Genomic DNA, 22591 nt, shown 5'->3' on the forward strand with positions numbered 1-22591 from the left:
GATGTTCACCCGACGGCGACGGCTGCGCATCATCGTCTGACGTCAACCCCCGAGGACCACCGAACGACTGTGATCGAATGGTGCTCCGAACCTCCCCTAGCTGTAAGGAGCCGTCTGTGCGGGACGTCTTCCAGGAAGAACTGGAAAGCATCAACCAATCGCTGATCGAGATGACCAGCATGGTCGCGTCGGCGATGGCACGGGCCACCACCTCGCTCCTGGACGCCGATCTTCAGCTCGCCGAGAACGTGATCAGCGCGGACGAGACCGTCGACCTGCTCCGCAACGAGATCGAGGAGCGGGCCTTCGATGTGATGGCCCGGCAGGCCCCGGTCGCGACCGACCTGCGGATGATGGTGACCACGCTGCGTATCGTCGCCGACCTGGAGCGGATGGGCGACCTCGCCCTGCACGTGGCCAAGGTCGCCCGGCGCCGCTACCCCGGGCGGGCGGTCCCGCCCGAGCTGCACGCCACGATGCTGCAGATGGGCCAGGTCGCGCAGCGCATCGTCGCCAAGGCCGGCTCGGTGATCGCCAGCCGGGACGCCGAGCTCGCCAAGGAGCTGGAGGCCGACGACGACGCGATGGACGGGCTGCACCGCGCCCTGTTCCACGTGCTGATCGAGAAGCCGTGGACCCACGGCATGGAGGCCGCCATCGACATCACCCTGTGCGGCCGCTACTACGAGCGCTATGCCGACCACGCCGTGTCGGTCGCCCGCCGGGTGATCTACCTGGTCACCGGCGAGAAGGCGGGCTGACGACCCGCCCACCCCGGCTTCTCGCCGCCCGCCCCGCGCCTTCGACGACCCGCCCTCGCGCTCGGCCCCCGCGCTCGGCTGCCAGCTCCCAGCCTTCGGCCACCCGCCCGCACCGCCCGGTGTCCCGCCGCGCCGCGGCCCGTGCCGCCCGCCTGGCGACTACTTCTTCTTGCCCTGAGCCGCGACGGCCGCGGCGGCGGTCTCCGCCGCGGCCGGGTCGAGATAGCCCGAGTCCAGCACCTTGAGATCGTCGTCCAGCTCGTAGCGCAGCGGGATGCCGGTCGGGATGTTCAGGTTCGCGATGTCGGTGTCGGAGATCCCATCGAGGTGCTTGACCAGCGCCCGCAGCGAGTTCCCGTGCGCCGTGACGAGCACCGTCGCGCCGGAGCGCAGGTCCGGGACGATCGAGTCATACCAGTAGGGCAGCATCCGGACAACGACGTCGCGCAGGCATTCGGTGAGCGGGATCACATCGGGAGCGAGGTCGGCGTACCGCTCGTCGACGCCGCTCGGCTGGCTCGGCTCGATGGGCGGCGGCGGCGTGTCGTAGGAGCGGCGCCAGAGCAGGAACTGCTCGTCGCCGAACTTCGCCAGGGTCTCCGCCTTGTTCAGCCCCTGCAGGCCGCCGTAGTGCCGCTCGTTGAGGCGCCAGCTGCGGCGCACCGGCACCCAGGTGCGCCCGGCCGCGTCCAGGGCCAGCCACGCGGTGCGGATGGCCCGGGTGAGCAGCGAGGTGTGCACCACGTCGGGCAGGACCCCCGCCTCCTGGAGCAGCTCCCCGCCGCGCGTGGCCTCCTTGAGGCCCTTCTCGGACAGATCGACGTCCACCCAGCCGGTGAACAGGTTTTCACGGTTCCACGTGCTCTCGCCGTGGCGGAGCAGGACGAGCGTCGGCATAGGTGAATCCTGCCCGCTCGGGCCGGTGCTCGGCCAGTGTCCTCCGCTGGTCCCGTGCACCGCCGGAAACGCAGCGACCCCCGGGTGCTCCGCCCCRCATAGGGCGGGACGGGCCGTCGGGACTAACGACGGCACCCGGGGGTCGGGTGTCTGCCTGGTACTCGCCGGTGCCGGTGCCCGAGGGCCACCCGGCAGGGGGTGAGGACCACGAGACCGGCTAGCGGACAGTCACCTCACGAGTCCTATGTGCATACAAAGCCTGGACCACCTCCCTTCTCGTGTACAGGGAACGCTACGCRCCAGCCGACCGCCGTCGCAAACGGTTTTTTCCACTGGCGCTCCGCGAGGAGCAGGGTGTGGTCCGCCCCGCCGGGATCCGCGCGGCGGGGCCTAGACTTTCTCCATGGCGGCCGAGGTCGACGACTGGCACACACGGCTACGTGCGCGTGGGTACCGCCTGACGCCGCAGCGCCAACTGGTGCTGGAGGCCGTCGCCCGGCTGGGCCACGCCACCCCGGAGGCGATCGTCCACGAGGTCCGGCAGACAGCCAGCGGCGTGAACATCTCCACCGTCTACCGCACCCTCGACCTCCTCGAGGAGCTCGACCTCGTCTCGCACGCGCACCTCTCACACGGCGCGCCGACCTACCACGTCACCGGGGTCGACCCGCACGTGCACCTGGTCTGCGGCGCCTGCGGGGCCATCCTGGAGATCTCGCCCGAGCGGCTCGCGGGCATCGTCGGCGAGCTGCGCGCGGAGCTGGGCTTCACCGTCGACATGGAGCACCTCACACTGGCGGGCCGGTGCGCGGAGTGCACAGCGGCCGGAAGGCGTTAGACCTGGCATGAGCACCGACACGCAGGCCCTCCGGCCGGCCCCGGCCCCGTCTCCGCTGCTCGCGCGGCCCGGAGCGGTCGCGGCCCCCGAGCCGGACGCGACGGTCGCGGCCCACTACGGCGATCCGCTGCGCGAGCAGCGCCGGGCAGTCACCACCGCGGTGCTGGTCGACCGCTCCAACCGCGGCGTGCTGCGCGTCACCGGTCCGGAGCGGCTCACCTGGCTGCACAGTCTGACCTCGCAGCACCTGTCGCAGCTGGCCCCGGGGCGAGGCACCGAGGCACTGGTGCTCTCCCCGCACGGCCACATCGAGCACCATCTGGTGCTCGCCGACGACGGCACCGCCACCTGGATCGACGTCGAGCCCGGGAGCGCGCCGCGGCTGCTGTCCTTCCTGGAGTCGATGCGGTTCATGCTCCGGGTCGAGCCGGCTGACGCCACGGCCGAGACGGCCGTCCTGTCGCTGCTCGGCCCGAACGCGGATGACGTCGCCCGGGCCGTGCTCGGGCCGTCGGCCGTCCCCGGCGAGGCAGGCGGCGGTCCTGCCGCGGGCACTGCCGCCGCGGGCTCCCCCACCGCGGCCGGTGCCGTGACCACCGGCCCGTACCCGGTCACCCGCGCGGCGGCCGCGACCGACCCGACCGCCACCGGCGCAGCCGTGGGCGGCCCGGCCCCCCTGATCCGCCGGATGCCCTACGGGCTGGACCTGCTGGTCGCACGCGCGGATCTCGCCACGATCGCCGACCAGCTGGTGGGCGCCGGAGCCACCCCGGCCGGCCTGAGCGCGTTCGAGGCGCTGCGGATCGCCGCGCGCCGGCCGCGCCTGGGCCGGGAGACCGACCACCGCACCATCCCGCACGAGGTGGGGTGGCTGCCGGCCGCCGTGCACCTGGACAAGGGGTGCTACCGCGGCCAGGAGACCGTCGCCCGGGTGCACAACCTGGGTCGCCCGCCTCGGCGCATGGTGCTGCTGCACCTGGACGGCGCCGTCGCGGCTCCGGGTACCCCGGTCACCGCGGGCGGTCGCGCGGTCGGCTTCGTCGGGGCGTCCGAGATGCATCACGAGCTGGGCCCGATCGCGCTGGCCGTGGTGAAGCGCTCGCTTCCGGCGGACGCGGTGCTCGTCGTCACCGACCCCGACGGCGCCCAGGTGGCGGCGACGATCGACCCCGAGGCCGGCCCGGAGCAGCCGACCCGTCCCGCGGGGCGCCTGCTGCACCCGCACACCGGAGGCTGACCGGCGGCGGAGGCTGACCGGCGGCCACCGCCCGCCTGTCCGGCGGCCGCCGGGATGACCGGCGGGCCGCCGGTCACTCAGGCCGTGCGGGCCAGTATCTGGTCGAGCTCACGCGCGGCCGGGTCCGCCGAGTGCCGGCGCAGCCGCCGCCGGACCTCGTCGGCACGCCGGCTGTTCCGCTTCGACCGGGTCGCCTCCAACATCGGCAGGGCCTCCTTCGCCAGCGAGCACCCACCGTCGAGGTTGCCCAGGTCGATCTGGACGGCGGCCCGCCGCAACAGGTAGGTCGCGCGGTCCCGGGTGCGCTCGTGCGGGTGGATGGCCAGCGAGCCCTCGAGCCAGCGATCGGCGTGCACGAGGTGGCCGAGGTCGATGTAGCAGCTGCCGACCTGCGCCTGGTACTCGGCGTCGTCGAAGTAGGCCGACCAGGCCGGGTCCTCCGCGCGTGCCTCGACGAACGCCGCCTCGGCGCAGGCCAGCGCCTGGGCGCAGGCGCTGGCCTCGCCCAGCGCGGCGTGCGCGCGGGCCCGGCGCATCTGCAGCATCGCCGCGACCCGGCCGGTCGCCCGCCGCGCGCTGGCGACCGCGGCCTCCGCCAGGTCGACCGCCTCACGCGGCCGGGCGAAGTCCACGCACTGCAGCGACATGTTCTTCAGGACGTTCGCGCCGAGCATCCGGTCCCCCGCGGCGTGCGCGGCGTGCAGCGCGGTCACCCAGTACCGCTGCGCCGCGGTCTGGAAGCCGGCGTCGAAGGAGACCCAGCCGGCGAACCGGGCGAGCTCGGCCGCGACCAGGTGCAGGTGCCGGCCGATCGCCTCGGTGTAGGAGCCGCGGGCGAGCAGGTCGGCGACCACGCCGAGCTCGGCGTCCACCAGCCGCCGCACGCTCTCCCCGCCGAGACGCTCGTCCATCACCCGCAGGCCGGGGATGTTGTGCTCGATCCGGTTGACGATCTGCTCGTCCACCTGGCCGCCGGCGAGCGCGGCCTGCAGCCGGGCCGGCTCCAGGCCGAGCCACTCCGACGACAGCGACGCGACACCGGGCCCGGTGATGGTCAGGAAGCCGCGGCGGTCGGTCAGCGCGTCCTCGACGACGTCCATGAGCGAGGTGACGCTGCCCGAGGCCGTCCACGGGTACTCCGTGCGCACGGCGTCACCGGTCGGCAGCCAGGACGGCCACGGGTGGGACTCCAGCCGGTCGGTCGGGACCCCGAGCTCGGCGGCGAGCGCCAGCTGGGAGACACGGTCGGGCACGACCCCGCGGTGCTCCCAGCGCCAGACCTTCTGCCGCTCGGCGGCCATGTTCGCGACCCCGAGATCTCGGGCCCGACGCGCGACGACGCGTGCCAGCCGTTGGTAGGACCACCCACGCTGAGCGCGGACGAAGGCGAGGGGATGGGTGCAGGCGTGGGCATTGTCCGTCAGCATCGACGTCTCTCCTCTAGTCGCTGACACAGTCGCTTGCGTGACCAGCTAGCAACGCTATGTCGCGACATCTTCGTGTCCCAGGGCGATGGAGAGTGCGTTGTGAGCGAAGAGGTAACGCACGGACCACTTCAGCGACGCAATTGCACGGTTCGCTCGCCAAAGCGCGTGCGACGATGCCCGCATCGTCCCGTAGGCGCCAGATGCGGCACAGGGCCGGACAAGTCCACCCGCACTCCGCCCGCCTCGCGGACGGGCACTCGCACCCGAGGCCGGCCGAGGCGGCCCCGCCGCCGGCACCCGCGCGAGGGCTGCCGGCCGGGGCCACGGGGATGATCCGCCTTAGACACAGGTCGGAGCACAGCCGCCTTTGCCCCAGAATGAGCATCAGCCATCCGACAGGCGCCGGCCAGGGTCTAAGGTCCGAACTCTCCATGGTCCGGACTTGGGGGCCTCAGGACACCCACGAAACGACAAAGGACCTCCGGAGGAACACTCCGGAGGTCCTGAGGTGCAGGTCAGCGGTGGTGGTCAGGACGGCTGGCGCGCCGGGGGGATCGGCAGCGACCGGCCGTCCGGGCCGAAACAGAGCAGTGCCGAGGCCGGCGCGGTCACCGTGACCGGCTCGTCGGGCGCGACCCGCACCTGGGCCGCCACCCGCACCCCGAGCGTTCCGGCCGCCGATCGCACATAGACGGTGCGCTCCGCACCGAGCCGCTCGGCGACAACGACGTGCCCCTTCACCCGGAACCCGTCACCCACGCCCGTCCCGGCGGCCGTGCCGACACCGACACCGGCGCGGGCGCCGATCCCGCCGCCGGACGGCGAGCGGGTGCCGGACGTGGCCGCGGCGGAGTCGCCGAGCCTCAGGTGCTCGGGCCGCACCCCGACGGCGACCGCGGCGGCGGGTGCCGGCGCGGAGAAGCCCGGTCCGCGCAGGATGCCGTCCGCCCAGGTGCCCTCGAAGACATTCATCGGCGGGCTGCCGACGAACGTCGCGACGAACCGGGTGGCCGGCAGGTCGTAGATCTCGTCCGGGGTGCCGATCTGCTCGACGGCGCCCCGGTTCATCACCGCCACCCGGTCGCCCACCGCCATCGCCTCGGCCTGGTCGTGGGTGACGAACACGGCGGTGGTGCCCAGTTGGCGCAGCAGGCCGACGATCTCCACCCGCAGCTCCACCCGCAGCTTCGCGTCCAGCCCGGACATCGGCTCGTCCAGCAGGACGACGCGGGCCCGGGTGGCCAGCGCGCGCCCGATCGCCACCCGCTGGCGCTGCCCGCCCGACATCTGGGCGGGGCGCCGCCGGGCGAGGTCGGCGATGCCGAGCATCCGCAGCGTCTCGGCGGCGCGCTCCCGGGCCGCCGCCTTGGACATCCCGCGCCCGTAGCGCAGGGCCAGCACGAGATTGTCCGTCGCGGACAGGTGCGGGTAGAGGGCGAAGTGCTGGAAGACCATCGAGACGTCACGCCGGTGCGGCGGGACGCCGAGCTGGCTGTCGCCGTCGAAACGCAGGTCACCCGAGGTCGGCGCGTCCAGCCCGGCGAGGATGCGCAGCAGCGTCGACTTGCCCGACCCGGACGGGCCGAGCAGGGCGACGATCTCACCGGCCTCGATCGCCAGGTCGACCCCGGCGAGGGCGTGCACGGAGCCGAAGTCCCGGCCGATGCCCACCGCCTCGATCCGGGCCCCCGAGGTCGCGGTGACCGGGCTCGCCGGCACCGGGTTCGCCGTCACCGGGTCAGGGTCTCGGCCTCGGCCTGCGCCGCGACGAGGGTCTTGTCGACGTCCGCCCCGGTCATGATGCGCACGACCTGGTCGGACAGGGCCGTCGGGAGCTCGCCGCCGCGCGCGCCGCCCCACGACGGCGGCGCGACCAGCGACGGGATGAGGTCGTTGAACGGCAGCAGCTGCGGGTACTGGCGGTAGAACGGCTCCAGCAGGGTCAGCTCGGCGGAGTCGACGGGCAGGTAGCTCAGCGACTCGGTGCTCGCCGCCAGGACGTCCGGCGCGAGCAGCGACACGACCAGCTCGGTCGCCATCTCCTTCTGGCACTGGTCGGTGGACAGCACGGTCAGCGCGTTGCCGCCCGCGACCGGCGCCTGCTTTCCGCCCGGCAGCGTCGGGAACGGCACCGCGCCGGCCCGGAAGCCCTGCGCCCCCTGGTCCTGGATGAACTTCAGGCCGCCCGCGAGGGCCGCGACCGTCACCATCGTCATCGCGGTCTGCTTGCGGATACCGAACCGCAGCAGGCCCTGGTTGGTCGGGTCGTCGGACTGCGGCCCGTACGTCCCGACCTTCGCCAGGAACCGGGCGGCCTCGAGCGCCTGCGGGCTATTCAGCCGCGGCCGGCCCGCCTCATCCTGGATCGGCGCGCCCTTCGAGCTGGCGAGGGTGTTCAGCACCCACTGCCCGAACTGCTGACCGGTCGGGATGTCGATCGGCTGGACGTCCTGCCCGGATGCCTTGATCTTGTCGGCCGCGGCGATCACACCGTCCGTGGTGGTCAGCGTCTTCGGGTCGACCCCGGCCTTCTCGAGGATGTCGAGGTTGTAGGCCAGCGTCAGCGTCGAGACCTGCTGGGGGATGCCGACCTGGCGGCCACCGACCTGGCCGAGCGGGACCATCCGCTGGTCGTAGGAGGCCCGCAGCAGCCGCGGGGAGAGTTCCTGCGCGCCGAGCTGGTCGGCGAAGACCGGCAGCACGTCGAAGCCGGCGACCGCGACGTCGACCTGCTGGTGGGCTGAGCGGTCCGCGCTGAGCTGCTGCACCAGCGCCACATAGTTGGGCGCGGTGGCGACGATCTCGACCGTGAGGCCGGGATGCGTCTTCTCCATGTACGCCTTGCCGGACTTCGCCACGTCGTTCAGGTTCCCCACGGCGTACATCCGCAGCGTCTTCACCTGGGCGGCGCACTGCGGGGACGCCTTCGCGCCCTCGACGTCGTCCACGCCGGCGGCCGCGGTGCGCGCGGTCGGGCGCAGGCCCTCCCCCGGGCTGGCCGGCGTCGAGCCGCCTCCGCCACAGGCCGCCAGCGGGAACAGCGCCGCCACCACGGCGAGCGGCACCGCGCGTCGGAATCGGGTCACGGATCTTCCTCTCGGGAGGCTCGCCCGTTCGGCGGTCACGCCGCGAGCCCGGTTCCGGTGATGCCGGCCGTCAACCGACGCTGGGCGACAACGAACACGACGAGGGTGGGCAGGCTGATGATCAGCGAGCCCGCGGCGAGCTGGGTGAAGTCGGGGAACGCGGAAGTTCTGGTGGCGAGTCCGGCGAGCGCGAGCGGGGGTGTCGCGATGTCGGGCGAGCGGGCGACGAGCAGCGGCCACAGGTACTCGTTGAACGAGAGCAGGAAGCTGAAGACGCTGACCGTGGCGATCGCGGGCATGCTCAGCGGGACGACGACGGTACGCAGGGTGCGCAGCGTCCCCAGGCCGTCCATCCGCGCGGCCTCGAGCACCGACACCGGGATCGTCGACATGTACTGGCGGAGCAGGAAGATCGCGGCGGCCTGCGTCATGAACGGCAGCACCAGGCCCACCCGGGTGTCGGCGAACCCGAGCGCCGAGATCGTGACGTAGTTCGGCACGGCGGTCACCTGCGGCGGGACGAGCAGGGTGGCCAGCACGACGCCGAACAGCAGCCCGCGCCCCCGGAAGGGCACCCAGGCGAACGCGTACGCCGCCGGGATCCCGGTGAGCAGTTGCAGCGCCAGGACGGCGAGGCTCACGCCGATCCCGGTCAGCAGCGCGGGGCCTAGATCACCCGCCTGCCAGGCGTTCTCGAACGCCCCGAAGCCCACCGAGGACGGGATCGGGTTCGCCGAGAGCCGCAGGGCGTTCTGCGGCGGGCCGACCGCGGTGCGCAGCATCCAGACGAACGGGAGGAGCGCGGCGGTGATACCGACCGCGAGGAACCCGAACCGGCCCGCCGCCGACAGCGACGACCAGAACGGCACGGCGCGCCGCCCGGCGCCTGCCGAACGCTTCGAACCGGGCGCCCGGCCGGCACCGGCGCGGTGCCGCGGGCTCGCCGCCTCGCTGGTCATGACCGGCCTCCTTCGGCGACGGGATCCTCGGCGCCCATGCCGCCGAGCTGCCTGGCCATCCGGACGCGCCGGCCCAGCAGCGCTCCCGCCGCGCCGACGAGCACCACCGCGACCAGCAGCAACAGGGCGATCATGGATGCGTAGCCGATCCGGAACGAACCCGTGAAACCGACCTTGTAGATGTAGTAGATGATCGTCGTGCTGGAGTCCAGGGGCCCGCCCTCGGTGAGCACCGCGACCGTCTCGAACGTCTGCAACGTCAGGACGGTGACGAACACCCCCAGGAACACCGTCGTCGGGGCCAGCAGCGGCAGCGTGACGTGGCGCAGCCGGGCGAGCCCGCGGACGCCGTCCACGTCGGCCGCCTCGTACACCGAGCGCGGAATCGCGGTCAGGCCGGCCAGATAGACCACGAAGACGAAACTGGTCAGCCGCCAGCCACCGACCAGCGCGACGACCGGGAGAGCGGTGGCGCGGTCACCGAGCCAGTTCACCGGATCGATGCCGACGAATCCGACGAGAGTGTTGGCCAGCCCGTCGGGGCTGCTGTCGAAGATGTACTGGAAGACCACAGCCATCGCCACGATGTTCGCACTCGCCGGCAGGAACAACGCGAATCGGACGGCCGCCCGGCCGCGGGTCACCCGTTCGGCCGCGAGCGCCAGCAACAGGCCGAACAGAACGGACGGAATGACCGTCAACAGGCAGTAGACCAGCGTGTTGCGGACGGCCTGGCCGAGATCGGGGTCCGCCAGCGCCTCGCGCAGGTTCGCCGTCCCCACCCAGTGGAAGTCCGGGCCGGTGAGGTTCTTGTCGGTGCCGGCGACGAAGGCCGACACGATCGCCGGACCGATGACGAACACGCACAGCCCGACAAAGGCGGGCGTCAACAGCGCGACCGCCCGCCAGCCGTCCCGCCCGGCTCTGGTCCCCTGCGCCACGGTTACGCATCTTGGCCCGACGGCGACCGGTCCGCACACACCGGGGGGCGGGAAAAGATGAACGCCCGACGTCTTTTACGGCCAGCGCCTGATGACACACCGAACAGAGCCGCGCCATGGTGACGACGCTCGCGCCGCGCGGCCACACCGCCAGGCACCCGCGACAGCGACATCCTGGTCGTATCCCGGTGGCGTCCCGGTGGCGTCCCGGTGGCCGACGCGCACCGACACGCCCGGGAGCGACACCGGTTGCGGGAAGGTTCGGCGAACCTCCTTCTTCATTCGATAGCCGCCAGCGGTCCCCTTCCGGCCGGATGCCTGCAACAATGACAGGCATCTTGATGTCGATCTTCGGGAACGCGATGAGTGACCGCAGCGACGGCGACCGCGATGACAGCGGACGCCACGGCACCGGACCTGGTGGGCCCGCCCACCACCATGACGGGGACGGACCTTCCGGCGGGCGGGACGAACTTGGCGACGACTGGGGCCGGGTGGATGCCGACGGCACCGTGTACCTGCGCACCGCCGACGGCGAGCGCGCGGTCGGCTCGTGGCGCGCGGGCAGCCCTGAGGAGGGCCTGGCCCACTTCCGCCGCCGCTACGACGACCTCCTCGCCGAGGTGGTGTTGCTGGAGCGGCGGCTGACGGTGAGCGGCGTCGACCCCGGCGGCATCGCCGGCAGCGCCCGCCGGCTGCGGGAGGGGCTGGCCCAGGCCTCGGTCGTCGGCGACGTCGACGCCCTGGCCGCGCGGCTCGACGCCGTCCTGGCGGCCACGGACACCCGCCGCACGGAGCTCACCGCCGAGCGGGCCCGCCGGGTCGCCGCCGCGGTCACCGCCAAGGAGGAGCTGGTCACCGAGGCCGAGCAGCTCGCCCGCAGCTCCGAGTGGAAGGTGACGAGCGAGCGTTTCCGGACCATCGGCGACGATTTCCGCGCGATCACCGGTGTCGACAAGCGGACCGACTCGGCGCTGTGGCGGCGGATCGCCGCGGCCCGCGACGAGTTCACCCGCCGCCGCACCTCGCACTTCGCCGCGCTCGACACCCAGCGCACGCGCTCACGCGAGCGCAAGGAGGCGATCATCGCCGAGGCCGTCGCGCTGTCGGACTCGACGGACTGGGGCCCGACGACCGCGCGGTACCGCGCGCTGATGGTCGAGTGGAAGGCGGCCGGCCGGGCCGCCAAGGACGTCGACGACGAGCTGTGGGCCCGGTTCCGGGCCGCGCAGGACGGCTTCTTCAGCCGGCGCAACGCCGTGAACGCCGAGCGCGACGCGGAGCAGATCGCCAACCAGGCCCGCAAGGAGGAGCTGCTCGTCGAGGCCGCCGCGCTCGATCCCGTCGACGTCGAGCGGTCGCTGCGCCGGTACCGCGAGATCCAGGAGCGCTGGGACGCGATCGGCCGGGTGCCCCGCGAGGCGGTCGGCAGCCTGGAACGCCAGCTCAACGCCATCGGGGACAAGCTGCGCGATGCCTCCGACGCCCGTTGGGACCGTCGCGACATCGCCGAGTCCCCGTTCCTGACGAAGCTGCGCGAGTCGGTGGCGAAGCTCGAGGCGAAGCTGGAGCGCGCCCGCGCCGCCGGCCGGGCCCGCGAGATCACCGAGACCGAGAACGCCCTCGCGACCCAGCGCGCCTGGCTGGCGCAGGCCGAGAAGGGAAGCTGACCGCGGTGCGCCGAATGGCCCAACTGCGCTAACTGCCCGCTTGCCACAGCTAGCATCAGCCCGTATCGTCGACCTCCTCTTGACCGGTTGTTCCTGTGGAGGTCGACGACGGCGGTGGCGGCTATCCATGTGCGGGATGTCGGCGACTTCATCCGCGAGCAGCGGCGCGGCGCGCAGATCTCACTGCGCCAGCTCGCCCGCCAGGCGGGGGTGAGCAATCCCTACCTCAGCCAGATCGAGCGCGGCCTGCGCCGGCCCTCGGCCGAGATCCTGCAGCAGATCGCGAAGGCCCTGCGCATCTCGGCGGAGGTCCTCTACGTGCAGGCCGGCATCCTCGAGGAACGCGAGGGCGGCGAGGACCTGCTGGCCGCCGTCCACGCCGACGAGACGCTGACCGAACGCCAGAAGCAGGTCATCGTCGACATCTACGACGCGTTCCGCCGGGAGAACGCGCTCGCCGGGCTGACCCCCGGCGCGCGGGGCCCGGCCGCGGCAGAGGCCGGCGACACCGAAGCCGACGTCGAGGCCGGCACCGCGACCGACGCTCTGACCGACATCGACACCGAGCCCGGCTCCGCGGCACCCGCGCCGCGCTCGGCGGCATCCCCGTCGGGCACGGACCGCGCGGCCTCTGCCGCCGAGCATGGCGAGACCACCCCGGGCGGGAAAGCCCCGGGCGAGGCCGGGCCGGGGCCCGCCGGGCGGACCAGGCCCGCGACGACCCGGCGCAAGACCGCCGCCACGGCGGGCGAGCCGACGTCCACGACGCGGCGCGCGGCGACCCGCAAGGCGGGGGACGGCCGGCGAGGCCCGCGTAGCAGCAGTACGAGGAGCGCCCCGGTGGCACCGGAGGACGGTGCCGGCGAGGCCACCACGACCCGGACCCCGCCCGCGGGGCCGTCAAACACCTGACCCAACACCATCACAACCAGCGGAGATCGCTAGGAGATCACATGGCTACCGCCCGCACCGGCACGAAGACGAAGAGCGACACGACCGCGGCAACCTCCGATGTTCGCAAGCCCCTGTACGCCTCGGTCGGCGCCGCCGATCTCGCGGTCGAGAAGCTCCGGACGCTTCCCACGGCCTACGGGACAGAGGTCCGGCGCATCTCGGACCGGGTCAGCCAGATCCCGGCCCAGGCGGCCAAGGTGCCCGTCCAGGTCGGCTCGGCCGTCCTCGCGCTTCCGGTGACCGTCGGGTCGCAGATTTCCGACCTGCAGGGCCGGGCGACCCAGCTCTACAACTCCTTCGCCAGCCGGGGCGAGAAGCGCGTCGCCGGCATCCGGCGCAGCCCCGCGACGGAGGAGGCAGTGAAGCAGACGAAGACGGCCGTCAGCCAGACGCGGGCCGCGCGCACCTCCACCCGCCGGGCGGCCACCGCCACGGGCCGCGCCGTCAGCGACGCCGCGACACCGAACTGAAAACAGCAGAACAAAAAATCAACACCACAGCTGCGCGCACCACGAACCCCAGACCCTGATTGCCGGCGGTTCGTGGTGCGCGTGTTGTATTAAGGGCATGCGTTATCGCCCCCTGGGATCTTCGGGCCTGATGGTCTCCGTCGTCGGGCTGGGATGCAACAACTTCGGGTCCAGAGTCGACCTGACCGGTACACGTGCCGTCGTCGAGGCCGCCCTCGACTCCGGGATCAACTTCTTCGACACCGCCGACACCTACGGGAACAAGGGCGGCTCGGAGACCCTGCTGGGGCACGTGCTCCGGGGCCGGCGCGACGACGTCGTCCTCGCCACCAAGGTCGGCAACGACATGGGCGGCATGTACGGCCAGGACTTCAACGCACGCGCCTCCCGCCGCTACATCCGCAAGGCGGTCGAGGGGTCGCTGAGCCGGCTGCAGACCGACTACATCGACCTGTACCAGCTCCACAACCTGGACGCCTTCACTCCCATCGAGGAGACGCTGGAGGCGCTCGGCGAGCTCGTCCAGGAGGGCAAGGTCCGCTACGTCGGGTCGTGCAACCTGGACGCCTGGCAGGTGTCCGACGCCGAGTGGACGGCACGGGCGTCCGGCACCACCCGGTTCATCTCGGCCCAGAACCACTACAACCTGCTCGTCCGGGACGTCGAGGCCGAGCTGGTGCCGGCCGCCCTCAAGTACGGGATCGGGGTCATCCCCTACTTCCCGTTGGAGAACGGCATCCTGAGCGGCAAGTACCTGCGCGACGAGGCGCCGCCGGCCGGCACCCGGATGGCGGGCCGTCAGGACGAGCTCACCGACGACCTGTTCGATCGGGTGGAGACCCTGGAGACCTTCGCCAGGGAGCGGGACCGCTCCCTGCTGGACGTCGCGATCGGCGGCCTCGCCGCCCAGCCCGCGGTCGCCTCCGTGATCGCCGGTGCGACGAGCGCGGCGCAGGTCCGGGCGAACGCCGCGGCCGGCCAGTGGCAGCCCCGAGCGGACGATCTCGCCGTCCTCGACAAGATCGCTCCCACCCGCCGCCCGGGGGCCTGACACCTCGGGCCCGCTCGACGGCCCGGATCGGGAGCCTGACTCCTCAGCCGGGCTCGGAGCCCTGGCGCCTCAGGCCGGGCTCGACTGAAAGCGCAGGGCGCGGGCCAGGGCCTCCTCCCGCTCCCGGGGCAGCGAGGTTTTGATCACCATCGGATGGTGCTCGCGCAGCGCCACGATCGCCGCCGGCCGGGACTCGCGGACCAGCGCGAACACCGCCGCACGGCCGGGCTGCAGATGGCCGGCGATGCGCCGGATCATGCCAGTGTCCATCGCCTGGGCCATCAGGAGCCGGCCGGCGAGCGCCCCACCGCCGGCGCCGATCGCCAGGCCCACGACCGGGGCCAGGAAGACGGCACCGACGGTGGCCCCGCACGCCGCGCCGCCCACCGCCGCCGATCTGATCCGCCGTGCCCCGTGCCGCACGTGCACCGCACCGCTGTCCTCGCGCCACGCGACCGCCCGGTCAGCCAGGTCGACCAGCCCCTGCCGGGACAGCCGCCGACCCAGCTCCCAGACCTGCTCGGCCTGGCGCCTGCTGTCGAACCCGAGTACGATCAACTCCGCCACGCCTCCATCGCATCGCAGGCCGTTGACGTCTGGCAAACGGACATTCCCGCGAGGGGCCCGCTCTGGTCTCGGTACTGTGTCCGCATGGTCACGGTGAGGCTAGTTCAGGGCGACATCACCACCCAGGCCGTGGACGCGATCGTCAACGCCGCCAAATCGTCGCTGCTCGGGGGCGGCGGCGTCGACGGGGCGATCCACGCCGCCGGCGGAACCGTGCTCACCACCCCCAGCTCGGTCACCGAGGCCCGCTTCGTCCTGTTCGACCAGGCCATGCTGCGGATCTTCGCCGAAGCCCTCAAGAACGCCACGACCGGCTGAAGCGCCTCAGGACGTCCGCGGCGGGCGGGGTGGCCAGGCGACGGTGAGCTCGCCGAGGCGCCAGCGGCGCGGGCCGTCCAGCACCGACCAGCCGTCCCGCCGCAGCAGCTCGACGGCGCCGATCCAGCGCTGACGTGGCCCGAACGGACCACGCGGAGCCGCCCGCTCCCAGGCCAGATCCAACGCCGCGAGCAGGTCATGGACGTCCTCACCGGGCACGTTGCGCGTGATCAGCGCCTTCGGCAGCCGCGGCGCCAGGTCGGACGGGCGGGCCAGACTCGGCAGGTGCGTCGACAGGGTCAGCGTCCGGGGCACCCCGCCGGGCGGGACCGCGAACCAGCACGCCCGCCGGCCGATCTCGTCGCAGGTCCCCTCGACCAGCAGCCCGCCGTCCTGCAGCCGACCGGCCATCGCCGCCCACGCCGCGCCGACCGCCTCCTCGTCGTACTGGCGCAGCACGTTCATCGCCCGCACCACCACCGGGCGCAGTCCGGCGAGCTCGAAGCCACCGCGCGCGAACGCCAGCCCCGGCGGACGGGCCGCCGGCGCCGCCGCGGCCACCCGCCCCTGGTCCAGCTCGAGCCCGACCACCCGCAGGTGGGGCCGCACCGGCCGCAGCCGGTCGTACATCTCGACTGTGGTGACCGGCGACGACCCGAACCCGAGGTCGACCACGAGCGGGTCCTCGGCGGCGCGCAACGCCGACCAGGCCGCCGAGGTCAGCCACCGGTCGACGCGGCGCAGCCGGTTCGGCGCCGTCGTGCCCCGGGTGGGCAGTCCGAGCGCCCGCGCCCGCCCCGCCGCCAGCCTCGGCGGCCGCCGCGCGGCTGTCACACCCCTCACACCCCCCATCGGAGAACTCGACCACGAAGCACGCTGTTGTACACGGTCGCCGTCATGCCGGGTCGCACTGGCACAGCGTCGCTGTGGTGCAGCGTCGGTCGGATGGCGACGACCTGGTCCGGGCACATACAAGCTCGTACCGAGTGTGCCGGGCGGGCATAGGACGGCCACCGCCCGGTGTTGAACCGCTTTGGCGCCGGTCGTCGGGTAGATCTGCCTGTGGAGGTGGTTGGTGCATCTGGTCGGAGGCGCGCCGCCGGAACATCCCGAACCAGCCCGGCCGAAGCCAGCCTCGCGGGTCGCGATGCTGTCGATGCACACGTCGCCCCTGGAGCAGCCCGGCACCGGCGACGCGGGCGGGATGAACGTCTACGTCATCGAGCTCGCCCGGCAGCTGGCCGTGCTCGGCACCGAGGTGGAGGTCTTCACCCGGGCCGTGAGCAGCCGGCTCCCACCCGCCCTGGAGATCGCCCCCGGGGTCATCGTCCGGCATGTGCCCGCCGGCCCGTTCGAGGACATCGGCCGCGAGGAGCTGCCCGCCTGGCTGTGCGCCTTCACGGCGGACGTCCTGCGCACCGAGGCCGGCCACGCAGCGGGCTGGTTCGACGTCGTCCACTCGCACTACTGGCTGTCCGGGCAGGTCGGGCTGTCGGCCGCCCGCCGGTGGGGCGTGCCTCTGGTGCACACGGCCCACACCCTGGCGCGGGTCAAGAACGCCTCCCTCGCCGACGGCGACCGCCCCGAGCCGGAACCGCGCGTCCAGGGCGAGCAGGAGATCATCAAGGCGGCGACGCGGCTCATCGCGTCGACCGACACCGAGCGCCGCCACCTCACCCAGCTCTACGGCGCGGCACCGGGCAAGGTGGACGTGGTCGCCCCCGGTGTCGACCTCGACGTCTTCCGCCCCGGCGACCCCCGGGCCGCCCGTGAGCGGGTCGGCCTCGACCCCGACACCCAGCTCCTCCTCTTCGTCGGACGCATCCAGCCGCTCAAGGCACCGGACGTCCTGCTCGCCGCCGCGGCCGAACTCATCCACCGCGACCCCGACCGCCGCGGACAGCTGGCGGTCGTCGTCGTCGGCGGCCCGAGCGGCTCCGGGCTCGAACGCCCGGACTCTCTGGTCAAGCTCGCCGCCGAACTCGGCATCACCGACATCGTCCGTTTCCAGCCGCCGGTACCCCAGGAGCAGCTCGCCCACTGGTACCGCGCGGCGACGGCGGTCGTCGTCCCCAGCCACAGCGAGAGCTTCGGCCTGGTCGCGGTCGAGGCCCAGGCCTGCGGCACCCCTGTGGTGGCCGCCTCCGTCGGCGGCCTGCGCACCGCCGTCGCCCACGGGACGTCCGGAGTCCTCGTCCACGGCTGGGAGCCCGCCGACTACGCCGACGCCCTGGAACGCATCCTCACCGAGGAGCGCTGGCGCCGGCACCTGTCGACAGGCGCCCGACTGCGCGCCGCGAGCTTCGGCTGGACAGCGACCGCGAAGGGCGTCCTCGCGAGCTACCAGGCGGCGATCTCACCAGCGGCCGTCGCCGTCTGACCCGCCCCGGCGAGCCGGTCACCGCCGACCCGCTCGGCGGACCAGCCACTCGGGCGTACCCTCCGTCGCCGAGTCGGCTAGCGTCGCCGACGGCGGGTTCGGCCGGGCTCGGCGTCACCGCGCCCGCCCGGCTTGACCGGCACCACGAACGGGGAGGTCCCTGCGCATGACGGCACCCATCGACGGCGCGGAACGCGAACGGCTCGACAAGCTGATCAGTACCGCCCTGGACGACCTCGGCGTGGCCTACGAGCACCCCGACACCGGTGCCTTCCTGGTCATGCTCGAAGGCGAGCACAAGCTGCGCACCATGACCTGGCTCGTGGTCCAGGACCACACGCTGCTCGTCGAGGCGTTCTTCATGCGCGCGCCCGCCGAGAACGCCGCCGGTACCTACGGCTTCCTGCTCAGCCGGAACGCCCGCACCTACGGCGTGCACTTCTCGATCGACCGCGTCGGCGACATCTTCCTGACCGGCCAGGTCCCGCTGACCGCGGTCACCGCCGAGGAGGTCGACCGCCTCCTCGGCTGCGTCGGCTCCTACGCCGACGACAACTTCGACCCGGCCATCGCGCTCGGCTTCGCCGGCGCCATCGAGCGCGAACGCGCCTGGCGCGCCAAGCTGGCCGCCGACGCCGGCACCGCCCCCCGCCCCACCTGACGCCCCAGCCGCCGGCCGACAGCCCCGACCGGCCGGTGCCGGATCAGGACGGTGAGCGGTGCAGGCGGGCGGAGAGGTGGGACTGCAGCGGCTTGCCGCCGGCCTCCATGTCGATCGCGTACGCCAGGTCACCGCCCTCGATCAGGCCGTACAGCCGGACCGACCGGGTGACCTCCCGGGCGGTGGCCGTCCTGATCAGGACGTTCGAGTCGAGATCGATCCTGGTTCCGGTGACCGTCCCGACGTAGATCTCGGCGATGCCGAAGGGGTGGGCGAGCATCACCTCGACGACCGGGCTCCCGTTCACCTTCCCGTCGGGGCCGGGCTCGGTGGCCGGTGGCTGGACCCGCCAGAAGCCGGTCTCGGTGGCCAGCGGGCTGCCGGGCTCGCGGCCGTCCCGCGGCTCGTCGGCCCACCAGGTGTGCGAGACGTAGCCGAGCGCGGGGCGCCCGTCCGCCGCGAAGGTGATCTCCTGGCCGTAGTGGAACGACTCCATGCCCTCGTAGCCGCCGACGCCTTCGCCGCGCCAGGTCCCGACGAGGAACGCCAGCGGCAGCAGGCTCGGGTGCAGGTCGACCGTCGCGATGTTCCCGGCCGTGCCGCCGGTAGCTCCGCCGCTCGCGGTGTCGCCGTGTGCCGCTCTGTCGCCGCGTGCCGCCGTGTCGCCGGTCGCGTCCGCCCTCATCGTCCTGCCACCTCTCGCCCGGCCGCTCAGCGCTGGCCTCCGTACAGCTTGTAGACGGCGTAGCCGGAGAACCAGGCGATCAGCATCGCCATGGCCACCAGCAGGCCGCTCATGAAGTAGTGCAGCACGGACCACAGCCTAGGCCGTGCCCCGACGCGTTCCGTAACGCCTGCCCCGTACCGCACCTGGCCGGTGCGTGTCCGCCACCAGCCACCAGCCACCAGCCGCCGGCCCGCGGTGGCCCGGCACGGCACACTGGACGGGTGACCCGTTCGCTGCTTGTCAAGGTGACCGCCGGCGCCGACGCCCCGGAACGCTGCTCCCAGGCTTTCACCGTAGCCTCGGTGGCCGTCGCGTCCGGAGTGGATGTCTCCCTGTGGCTCACCGGCGAATCGGCCTGGTTCGCGCTCCCGGGGCGTGCCGCGGAGTTCTCGCTGCCGGAGGCCGCGCCGTTGAACGATCTTCTCGACGCGATTCTCGCCGCCGGCCGGGTGACCCTGTGCACGCAGTGCGCCGCCCGCCGGTCGATCGGCCCGGACGACGTCATTCCCGGGGTCCGCATCGCCGGGGCGGCCGTCTTCGTGAGCGAGGCGCTCGCCGACGACGTCCAGGCGCTCGTCTACTGACGTCCGCTCCGCCGGCGTCCGCATGTGGCCGGCGTTCGCAGGTGGCTGACGTTCGCAGGTGGCTGACGTTCGCGTTATACGCACCTGCACATGAGCGGTGCGTGTGCACCGAGAATGCGCGCTACTTCTGCACGCGCACGGCAGACCACTGACAGCACACGACGCGGCGCGTTCACCGGAACGCCGGGATGCGCTTTCATGATCGCATGATGCCGGAGTCCGAGATGCTCTTCGCCGTGGTGCAGTTCGAGGGAGCGGGCCGGCACACGGTCCGTCGCGTGGTCGCGCCGTTCCCCGACCGCAGCGCCGCGGCGACCTTCGCCGTCGACAACGACCTGCGTCACTTCACCGTGGGCCCGATGGCCTTCGCGGTCCCCACCAGCATCCCGTTCGGCGTCGTGGACGGCGCCGAGCCCGCCGACAGGTTTCCCGCCCCGCGCCAGGCCACAAGCTGACCACCACTCCGGGCCACACTCGTCCCACCTGGGATGGCGCCCCACGCGTAACAGCCGGGTCCCGGGGAGGTGATTCCTCGGGACCCGGCCGCCACCGGGCACCCAGCTGCCAGCCGGATGCCCAGAAGTGTCAGACGAGGTCAGGCCGCGACGTCGACCTGGGTGTCGACCGGCTCGCCCTGCCGGGCGACGACCTTGCGCTCACCGCTCCCGCCGGGGACGAGCGCACGGACCGTCCACTCGCCGGGGCGGGCGAAGAAACGGAACTGGCCGGTCGCCGAGAGCGGCACCTCCGCGGTGAAGTCGCCGCCGGAGTCGAGCAGCCGGGCGTAGCCGGTCGAGACCGGCGACCCGTCCTTCACCACGACGCCCTGGATCACGGTCTCCTTGGCCACGTCGATTCCTTCCACCGAGGGTCCACCACTGGTAGCGCCACACATGATCAGGCACCCTTCTCGATCGGCACGCCCACCAGGGAGCCGTACTCGGTCCACGAGCCGTCGTAGTTCTTGACGTTCGCCAGGCCCAGCAGCTCGTGCAGGGCGAACCAGGTGTGCGCGGAGCGCTCCCCGATCCGGCAGTAGGCGATGGTGTCCTTCGACAGGTCGACACCGGCCTCGGAGTACAGCTTCTCCAGGTCGGCGTTCGACTTGAAGGTGCCGTCCTCGTTGGCGGTCCTCGCCCACGGGATGTTCTTCGCGGTCGGCACGTGGCCGGCCCGCTGCGACTGCTCCTGCGGCAGGTGCGCCGGGGCGAGCAGGCGGCCGCTGAACTCGTCGGGCGAGCGGACGTCCACCAGGTTCTTGTCACCGATGGCGGTGATGACCTCGTCGCGGAACGCGCGGATGTCGGTACGCGCCTCCGAGGCGGAGTACTTGGTCGCCGCGCGCGGGGTGACCTCGATGGTCAGCTCGCGGCCGTCCAGCTCCCACTTCTTGCGGCCGCCGTCGAGCAGGCGGACCTCGGCGTGGCCGTAGAGGACGAAGTACCAGTAGGCGTAGGCGGCGAACCAGTTGTTGTTGCCGCCGTAGAGCACCACGGTGTCGTCGTCGGCGATGCCCTTCTCCGACAGGAGCTTCTCGAACTGCTCCTTGTTCACGAAGTCACGGATCACCGGGTCCTGCAGCTCGGACTTCCAGTCAAGCCGCACTGCGCCGGGGATATGGCCCTTGTCGTAGGCCGACACGTCCTCGTCGACCTCGACGAGGACGACCTTGGGGTCGCCGCTGTGGGCTTCTACCCAGGTCGCGTCGACCAGCGCGTTCTCACGGCTCATGTGCGTGCTCCCTTCACGGTTGCGGAACGTAGGACGAGGTAGATCTGGCATCCGAGGCAGAATCCGAACGCCGCGTTCAGGAAGGCCGCGGCGAAGGCGAGGGCCGCCGCCGAGTAGCCCAGCGCGGCAGGCCCGGCGAGCAGCCCGACGGTTCCCAGCACGCCGAACACGGCGCCCACGGCCTGGGCGAACCGCGGGGGCGCCTCGTCCTCCAGGTCGGCGGGCGGGCCGAGCCGCGGCCGGACGAGGTAACGGAACACCAGCCCGTAGGGGGCGTTTCGGATCCCGGCCACGGCACCGACCAGGAAGACCACGGTCTGCCCGAGCAGGAGCCACGGATTACCGGTAATGATCGTTACGGCGAGTACAACAGTGGTCACGGCCGCGGCGAACCGCGGCCCACGTGGATCCACCATGGTGCTGTTCTCCTGACCTGCAAACGAGCTCGGGCAGCCGGGCGGGGCTGCCACACCCGGCCGGCACGGGCGCGGACGTACGTCAACGCGCTGTCAGAAGATGCGACACAAGCAGCTGCTCACGCGGCACAGGTCGACCGCGCGGCGCTTGACCAGCTCAGTGCTGCACATGGTTCGTGTCACGGTAGCAGCGAACGTCACGTCTGTGTTAAGCGTTACCCGACAGACCCACCGAATCACCATCAGTACCCTTCCGATGGTCTCCTGGCGCCGACTCGACGAGCGACGCGAGGGTCGCCAGGACGGCGTCCCGGGTCGGCGGCGCACCGCTCGCCCTGCGTGCCTCGACACCCTCGGCGTCGAGGACGAGCACCGTCGGCGTCCGGCGCACACCCAGCCTGCGCACCAGCTCCAGGTGCGACTCGGCGTCCACCTCGACATGGCGCACCCCCGGCACGATCGCGGCGACGTCGGCGAGCACCCGCCGGACCACCCGACAGGGGGCGCAGAACGCCGTCGAGAACTGCAGCAGGGTCGCGACCTCGCCGGGCACGTGCCCCAGCGCCGCAAGCTCCGCCGTCAGACCACCCCGCCCGCCCCGCGCCGTCTCGCCAGGCGCCGTCTCGCCAGGCGCCTCGGGGCGGTGATCGCCCGGATCAGGGCCCGGCACCGCACCGACACCGGTCACCGCCGCCGGACCCGCGTCCCCACGACCCTCACGTTCACCACCTCCGTGCTGGTCACCGCGGCGCGCGGCGGCGCCCCGGGGACCACCGCGCACCCGGGACACCCGGAACCGGCCGTCCCGCGCCCTGGCCAGCAGGCCGACCCCGGTCGCCGCTACAAGTGCCGCCAGCAGGACCCACACGCCGGTCATGGCGGGTGCAGCGCCTCAGGACGGCGAAACCTTCCCACC

At 72.7% G+C, this 22591-nt stretch carries 26 protein-coding genes; 12 read left to right on the forward strand and 14 right to left on the reverse strand.

Annotated elements, in window-relative coordinates; all coding sequences use genetic code 11:
* The first annotated feature begins 116 nt into the window (after positions 1–116).
* Positions 117–761 (forward strand): phosphate signaling complex protein PhoU, encoded by a 645-nt coding sequence (gene phoU / locus BBK14_RS29790; protein WP_020463569.1) that lies wholly within the window; start codon positions 117–119, stop codon positions 759–761.
* Between the two features lie 159 nt (positions 762–920).
* Here phoU and BBK14_RS29795 read toward each other — a convergent pair whose 3' ends face one another.
* Positions 921–1658 (reverse strand): phosphoglyceromutase, encoded by a 738-nt coding sequence (locus tag BBK14_RS29795; RefSeq protein WP_071066489.1) that lies wholly within the window; start codon positions 1656–1658, stop codon positions 921–923.
* Positions 1659–2061: 403 nt separating this feature from the next.
* Here BBK14_RS29795 and BBK14_RS29800 point away from each other — a divergent pair, with 403 nt between their 5' ends.
* Complete coding sequence (locus BBK14_RS29800; RefSeq protein ID WP_071066490.1) at positions 2062–2496, forward strand: Fur family transcriptional regulator; 435 nt, start codon at positions 2062–2064, stop codon at positions 2494–2496.
* Between the two features lie 7 nt (positions 2497–2503).
* Positions 2504–3733, forward strand: coding sequence for a CAF17-like 4Fe-4S cluster assembly/insertion protein YgfZ (gene ygfZ, locus BBK14_RS29805; RefSeq protein WP_071066491.1), 1230 nt, complete (start codon positions 2504–2506; stop codon positions 3731–3733).
* Positions 3734–3810: 77 nt separating this feature from the next.
* On the opposite strand, the gene BBK14_RS29810 is transcribed toward ygfZ, so the two are convergent.
* The 5 genes from BBK14_RS29810 to BBK14_RS29830 all read right to left on the reverse strand — a co-directional run bounded on the left by BBK14_RS29810 (position 3811) and on the right by BBK14_RS29830 (position 10146).
* A complete protein-coding gene (locus tag BBK14_RS29810) occupies positions 3811–5160 on the reverse strand; it encodes an NsdA family TPR-like regulatory protein (RefSeq protein WP_071066492.1) in 1350 nt (449 codons plus the stop codon).
* A 528-nt stretch (positions 5161–5688) separates the two neighbouring features.
* On the reverse strand, positions 5689–6879 hold the full coding sequence (locus BBK14_RS29815; protein WP_071066582.1) for an ABC transporter ATP-binding protein: 1191 nt from the start codon (positions 6877–6879) through the stop codon (positions 5689–5691).
* Between the two features lie 11 nt (positions 6880–6890).
* Positions 6891–8246: an extracellular solute-binding protein gene (locus BBK14_RS29820; RefSeq protein ID WP_071066493.1), complete on the reverse strand. Its 1356-nt coding sequence runs from the start codon at positions 8244–8246 to the stop codon at positions 6891–6893.
* Positions 8247–8281: 35 nt separating this feature from the next.
* On the reverse strand, positions 8282–9205 hold the full coding sequence (locus tag BBK14_RS29825; protein WP_071066494.1) for a carbohydrate ABC transporter permease: 924 nt from the start codon (positions 9203–9205) through the stop codon (positions 8282–8284).
* Positions 9202–10146, reverse strand: coding sequence for a carbohydrate ABC transporter permease (locus BBK14_RS29830; RefSeq protein ID WP_071066495.1), 945 nt, complete (start codon positions 10144–10146; stop codon positions 9202–9204). The genes BBK14_RS29825 and BBK14_RS29830 overlap by 4 nt, the downstream gene beginning before the upstream one ends.
* 326 nt (positions 10147–10472) lie before the next feature.
* Here BBK14_RS29830 and BBK14_RS29835 point away from each other — a divergent pair, with 326 nt between their 5' ends.
* The 4 genes from BBK14_RS29835 (at position 10473) to BBK14_RS29850 (ending at position 14291) form a co-directional block, all read left to right on the forward strand.
* Positions 10473–11816 carry a DUF349 domain-containing protein gene (locus tag BBK14_RS29835; protein ID WP_241831952.1) on the forward strand — a complete coding sequence of 448 codons (1344 nt, stop codon included), beginning with the start codon at positions 10473–10475 and terminating at the stop codon, positions 11814–11816.
* A gap of 114 nt (positions 11817–11930) precedes the next feature.
* Positions 11931–12728: a helix-turn-helix domain-containing protein gene (locus BBK14_RS41490; protein ID WP_071066497.1), complete on the forward strand. Its 798-nt coding sequence runs from the start codon at positions 11931–11933 to the stop codon at positions 12726–12728.
* 41 nt (positions 12729–12769) lie between these two features.
* Entirely contained in the window at positions 12770–13240 is a 471-nt protein-coding gene (locus BBK14_RS29845; RefSeq protein ID WP_071066498.1) for a hypothetical protein, read from the forward strand.
* Between the two features lie 130 nt (positions 13241–13370).
* Complete coding sequence (locus BBK14_RS29850; RefSeq protein ID WP_241831953.1) at positions 13371–14291, forward strand: aldo/keto reductase; 921 nt, start codon at positions 13371–13373, stop codon at positions 14289–14291.
* A gap of 69 nt (positions 14292–14360) precedes the next feature.
* Here BBK14_RS29850 and BBK14_RS29855 read toward each other — a convergent pair whose 3' ends face one another.
* The gene (locus BBK14_RS29855; RefSeq protein WP_071066500.1) at positions 14361–14858 is read right to left on the reverse strand and encodes a DUF1269 domain-containing protein; all 498 of its coding nucleotides are present in this window, start codon (positions 14856–14858) and stop codon (positions 14361–14363) included.
* A gap of 84 nt (positions 14859–14942) precedes the next feature.
* Here BBK14_RS29855 and BBK14_RS43045 point away from each other — a divergent pair, with 84 nt between their 5' ends.
* Positions 14943–15176, forward strand: a complete 234-nt coding sequence (locus BBK14_RS43045; RefSeq protein ID WP_071066501.1) for a macro domain-containing protein — start codon at positions 14943–14945, stop codon at positions 15174–15176.
* A gap of 6 nt (positions 15177–15182) precedes the next feature.
* Here the strand turns inward: BBK14_RS43045 and BBK14_RS29865 are convergent, their stop codons facing one another.
* Complete coding sequence (locus BBK14_RS29865; RefSeq protein WP_241831954.1) at positions 15183–16010, reverse strand: class I SAM-dependent methyltransferase; 828 nt, start codon at positions 16008–16010, stop codon at positions 15183–15185.
* A gap of 241 nt (positions 16011–16251) precedes the next feature.
* On the opposite strand from BBK14_RS29865, the gene mshA reads away from it, so the two are divergent.
* Positions 16252–17556 carry a D-inositol-3-phosphate glycosyltransferase gene (mshA, locus tag BBK14_RS29870; RefSeq protein WP_071066503.1) on the forward strand — a complete coding sequence of 435 codons (1305 nt, stop codon included), beginning with the start codon at positions 16252–16254 and terminating at the stop codon, positions 17554–17556.
* A 166-nt stretch (positions 17557–17722) separates the two neighbouring features.
* A complete protein-coding gene (locus tag BBK14_RS29875; protein ID WP_071066504.1) occupies positions 17723–18217 on the forward strand; it encodes a type III secretion system chaperone family protein in 495 nt (164 codons plus the stop codon).
* A 43-nt stretch (positions 18218–18260) separates the two neighbouring features.
* On the opposite strand, the gene BBK14_RS29880 is transcribed toward BBK14_RS29875, so the two are convergent.
* Positions 18261–18902, reverse strand: a complete 642-nt coding sequence (locus BBK14_RS29880; RefSeq protein ID WP_071066505.1) for a nitrobindin family protein — start codon at positions 18900–18902, stop codon at positions 18261–18263.
* Between the two features lie 263 nt (positions 18903–19165).
* Between BBK14_RS29880 and BBK14_RS29885 the strand changes: the two genes are divergently transcribed.
* Positions 19166–19528, forward strand: a complete 363-nt coding sequence (locus tag BBK14_RS29885; RefSeq protein ID WP_041254942.1) for a DsrE family protein — start codon at positions 19166–19168, stop codon at positions 19526–19528.
* Positions 19529–19734: 206 nt separating this feature from the next.
* Complete coding sequence (locus BBK14_RS29890) at positions 19735–19983, forward strand: hypothetical protein (protein WP_071066506.1); 249 nt, start codon at positions 19735–19737, stop codon at positions 19981–19983.
* Positions 19984–20123: 140 nt separating this feature from the next.
* Here the strand turns inward: BBK14_RS29890 and BBK14_RS29895 are convergent, their stop codons facing one another.
* The 5 genes from BBK14_RS29895 to BBK14_RS40885 form a co-directional block, all read right to left on the reverse strand.
* Complete coding sequence (locus BBK14_RS29895; protein WP_020463590.1) at positions 20124–20423, reverse strand: DUF1416 domain-containing protein; 300 nt, start codon at positions 20421–20423, stop codon at positions 20124–20126.
* 2 nt (positions 20424–20425) lie between these two features.
* Positions 20426–21259: a sulfurtransferase gene (locus tag BBK14_RS29900; RefSeq protein WP_071066507.1), complete on the reverse strand. Its 834-nt coding sequence runs from the start codon at positions 21257–21259 to the stop codon at positions 20426–20428.
* A complete protein-coding gene (locus tag BBK14_RS29905) occupies positions 21256–21675 on the reverse strand; it encodes a DUF4395 domain-containing protein (protein ID WP_071066508.1) in 420 nt (139 codons plus the stop codon). Before BBK14_RS29905 ends, BBK14_RS29900 begins: the two co-directional genes overlap by 4 nt.
* Before the next feature lie 93 nt (positions 21676–21768).
* Positions 21769–21918, reverse strand: coding sequence for a putative leader peptide (locus BBK14_RS42500; protein ID WP_368952255.1), 150 nt, complete (start codon positions 21916–21918; stop codon positions 21769–21771).
* Complete coding sequence (locus tag BBK14_RS40885) at positions 21884–22552, reverse strand: thioredoxin family protein (RefSeq protein WP_241831956.1); 669 nt, start codon at positions 22550–22552, stop codon at positions 21884–21886. Before BBK14_RS40885 ends, BBK14_RS42500 begins: the two co-directional genes overlap by 35 nt.
* Positions 22553–22591 lie beyond the last annotated feature (39 nt).

The sequence above is a fragment of the Parafrankia soli genome, assembly GCF_001854695.1.
GTDB classification, from domain to species: domain Bacteria; phylum Actinomycetota; class Actinomycetes; order Frankiales; family Frankiaceae; genus Parafrankia; species Parafrankia soli.

Coding starts and splice junctions, on each gene's coding strand:
- BBK14_RS29825 (WP_071066494.1), bottom strand. CDS start 9,205: ATGACCAGCGAGGCGGCGAGCCCGCGGCACCGCGCCGGTGCCGGCCGG.
- BBK14_RS42500 (WP_368952255.1), bottom strand. CDS start 21,918: ATGGTGATTCGGTGGGTCTGTCGGGTAACGCTTAACACAGACGTGACG.
- BBK14_RS29810 (WP_071066492.1), bottom strand. CDS start 5,160: ATGCTGACGGACAATGCCCACGCCTGCACCCATCCCCTCGCCTTCGTC.
- BBK14_RS29800 (WP_071066490.1), top strand. CDS start 2,062: ATGGCGGCCGAGGTCGACGACTGGCACACACGGCTACGTGCGCGTGGG.
- BBK14_RS40885 (WP_241831956.1), bottom strand. CDS start 22,552: ATGACCGGCGTGTGGGTCCTGCTGGCGGCACTTGTAGCGGCGACCGGG.
- BBK14_RS29880 (WP_071066505.1), bottom strand. CDS start 18,902: ATGAGGGCGGACGCGACCGGCGACACGGCGGCACGCGGCGACAGAGCG.
- BBK14_RS29875 (WP_071066504.1), top strand. CDS start 17,723: ATGACGGCACCCATCGACGGCGCGGAACGCGAACGGCTCGACAAGCTG.
- BBK14_RS29850 (WP_241831953.1), top strand. CDS start 13,371: ATGGTCTCCGTCGTCGGGCTGGGATGCAACAACTTCGGGTCCAGAGTC.
- BBK14_RS29890 (WP_071066506.1), top strand. CDS start 19,735: ATGATGCCGGAGTCCGAGATGCTCTTCGCCGTGGTGCAGTTCGAGGGA.
- BBK14_RS29905 (WP_071066508.1), bottom strand. CDS start 21,675: ATGGTGGATCCACGTGGGCCGCGGTTCGCCGCGGCCGTGACCACTGTT.
- BBK14_RS29900 (WP_071066507.1), bottom strand. CDS start 21,259: ATGAGCCGTGAGAACGCGCTGGTCGACGCGACCTGGGTAGAAGCCCAC.
- BBK14_RS29845 (WP_071066498.1), top strand. CDS start 12,770: ATGGCTACCGCCCGCACCGGCACGAAGACGAAGAGCGACACGACCGCG.
- ygfZ (WP_071066491.1), top strand. CDS start 2,504: ATGAGCACCGACACGCAGGCCCTCCGGCCGGCCCCGGCCCCGTCTCCG.
- BBK14_RS29795 (WP_071066489.1), bottom strand. CDS start 1,658: ATGCCGACGCTCGTCCTGCTCCGCCACGGCGAGAGCACGTGGAACCGT.
- BBK14_RS43045 (WP_071066501.1), top strand. CDS start 14,943: ATGGTCACGGTGAGGCTAGTTCAGGGCGACATCACCACCCAGGCCGTG.
- BBK14_RS29835 (WP_241831952.1), top strand. CDS start 10,473: ATGACAGGCATCTTGATGTCGATCTTCGGGAACGCGATGAGTGACCGC.
- BBK14_RS29895 (WP_020463590.1), bottom strand. CDS start 20,423: ATGTGTGGCGCTACCAGTGGTGGACCCTCGGTGGAAGGAATCGACGTG.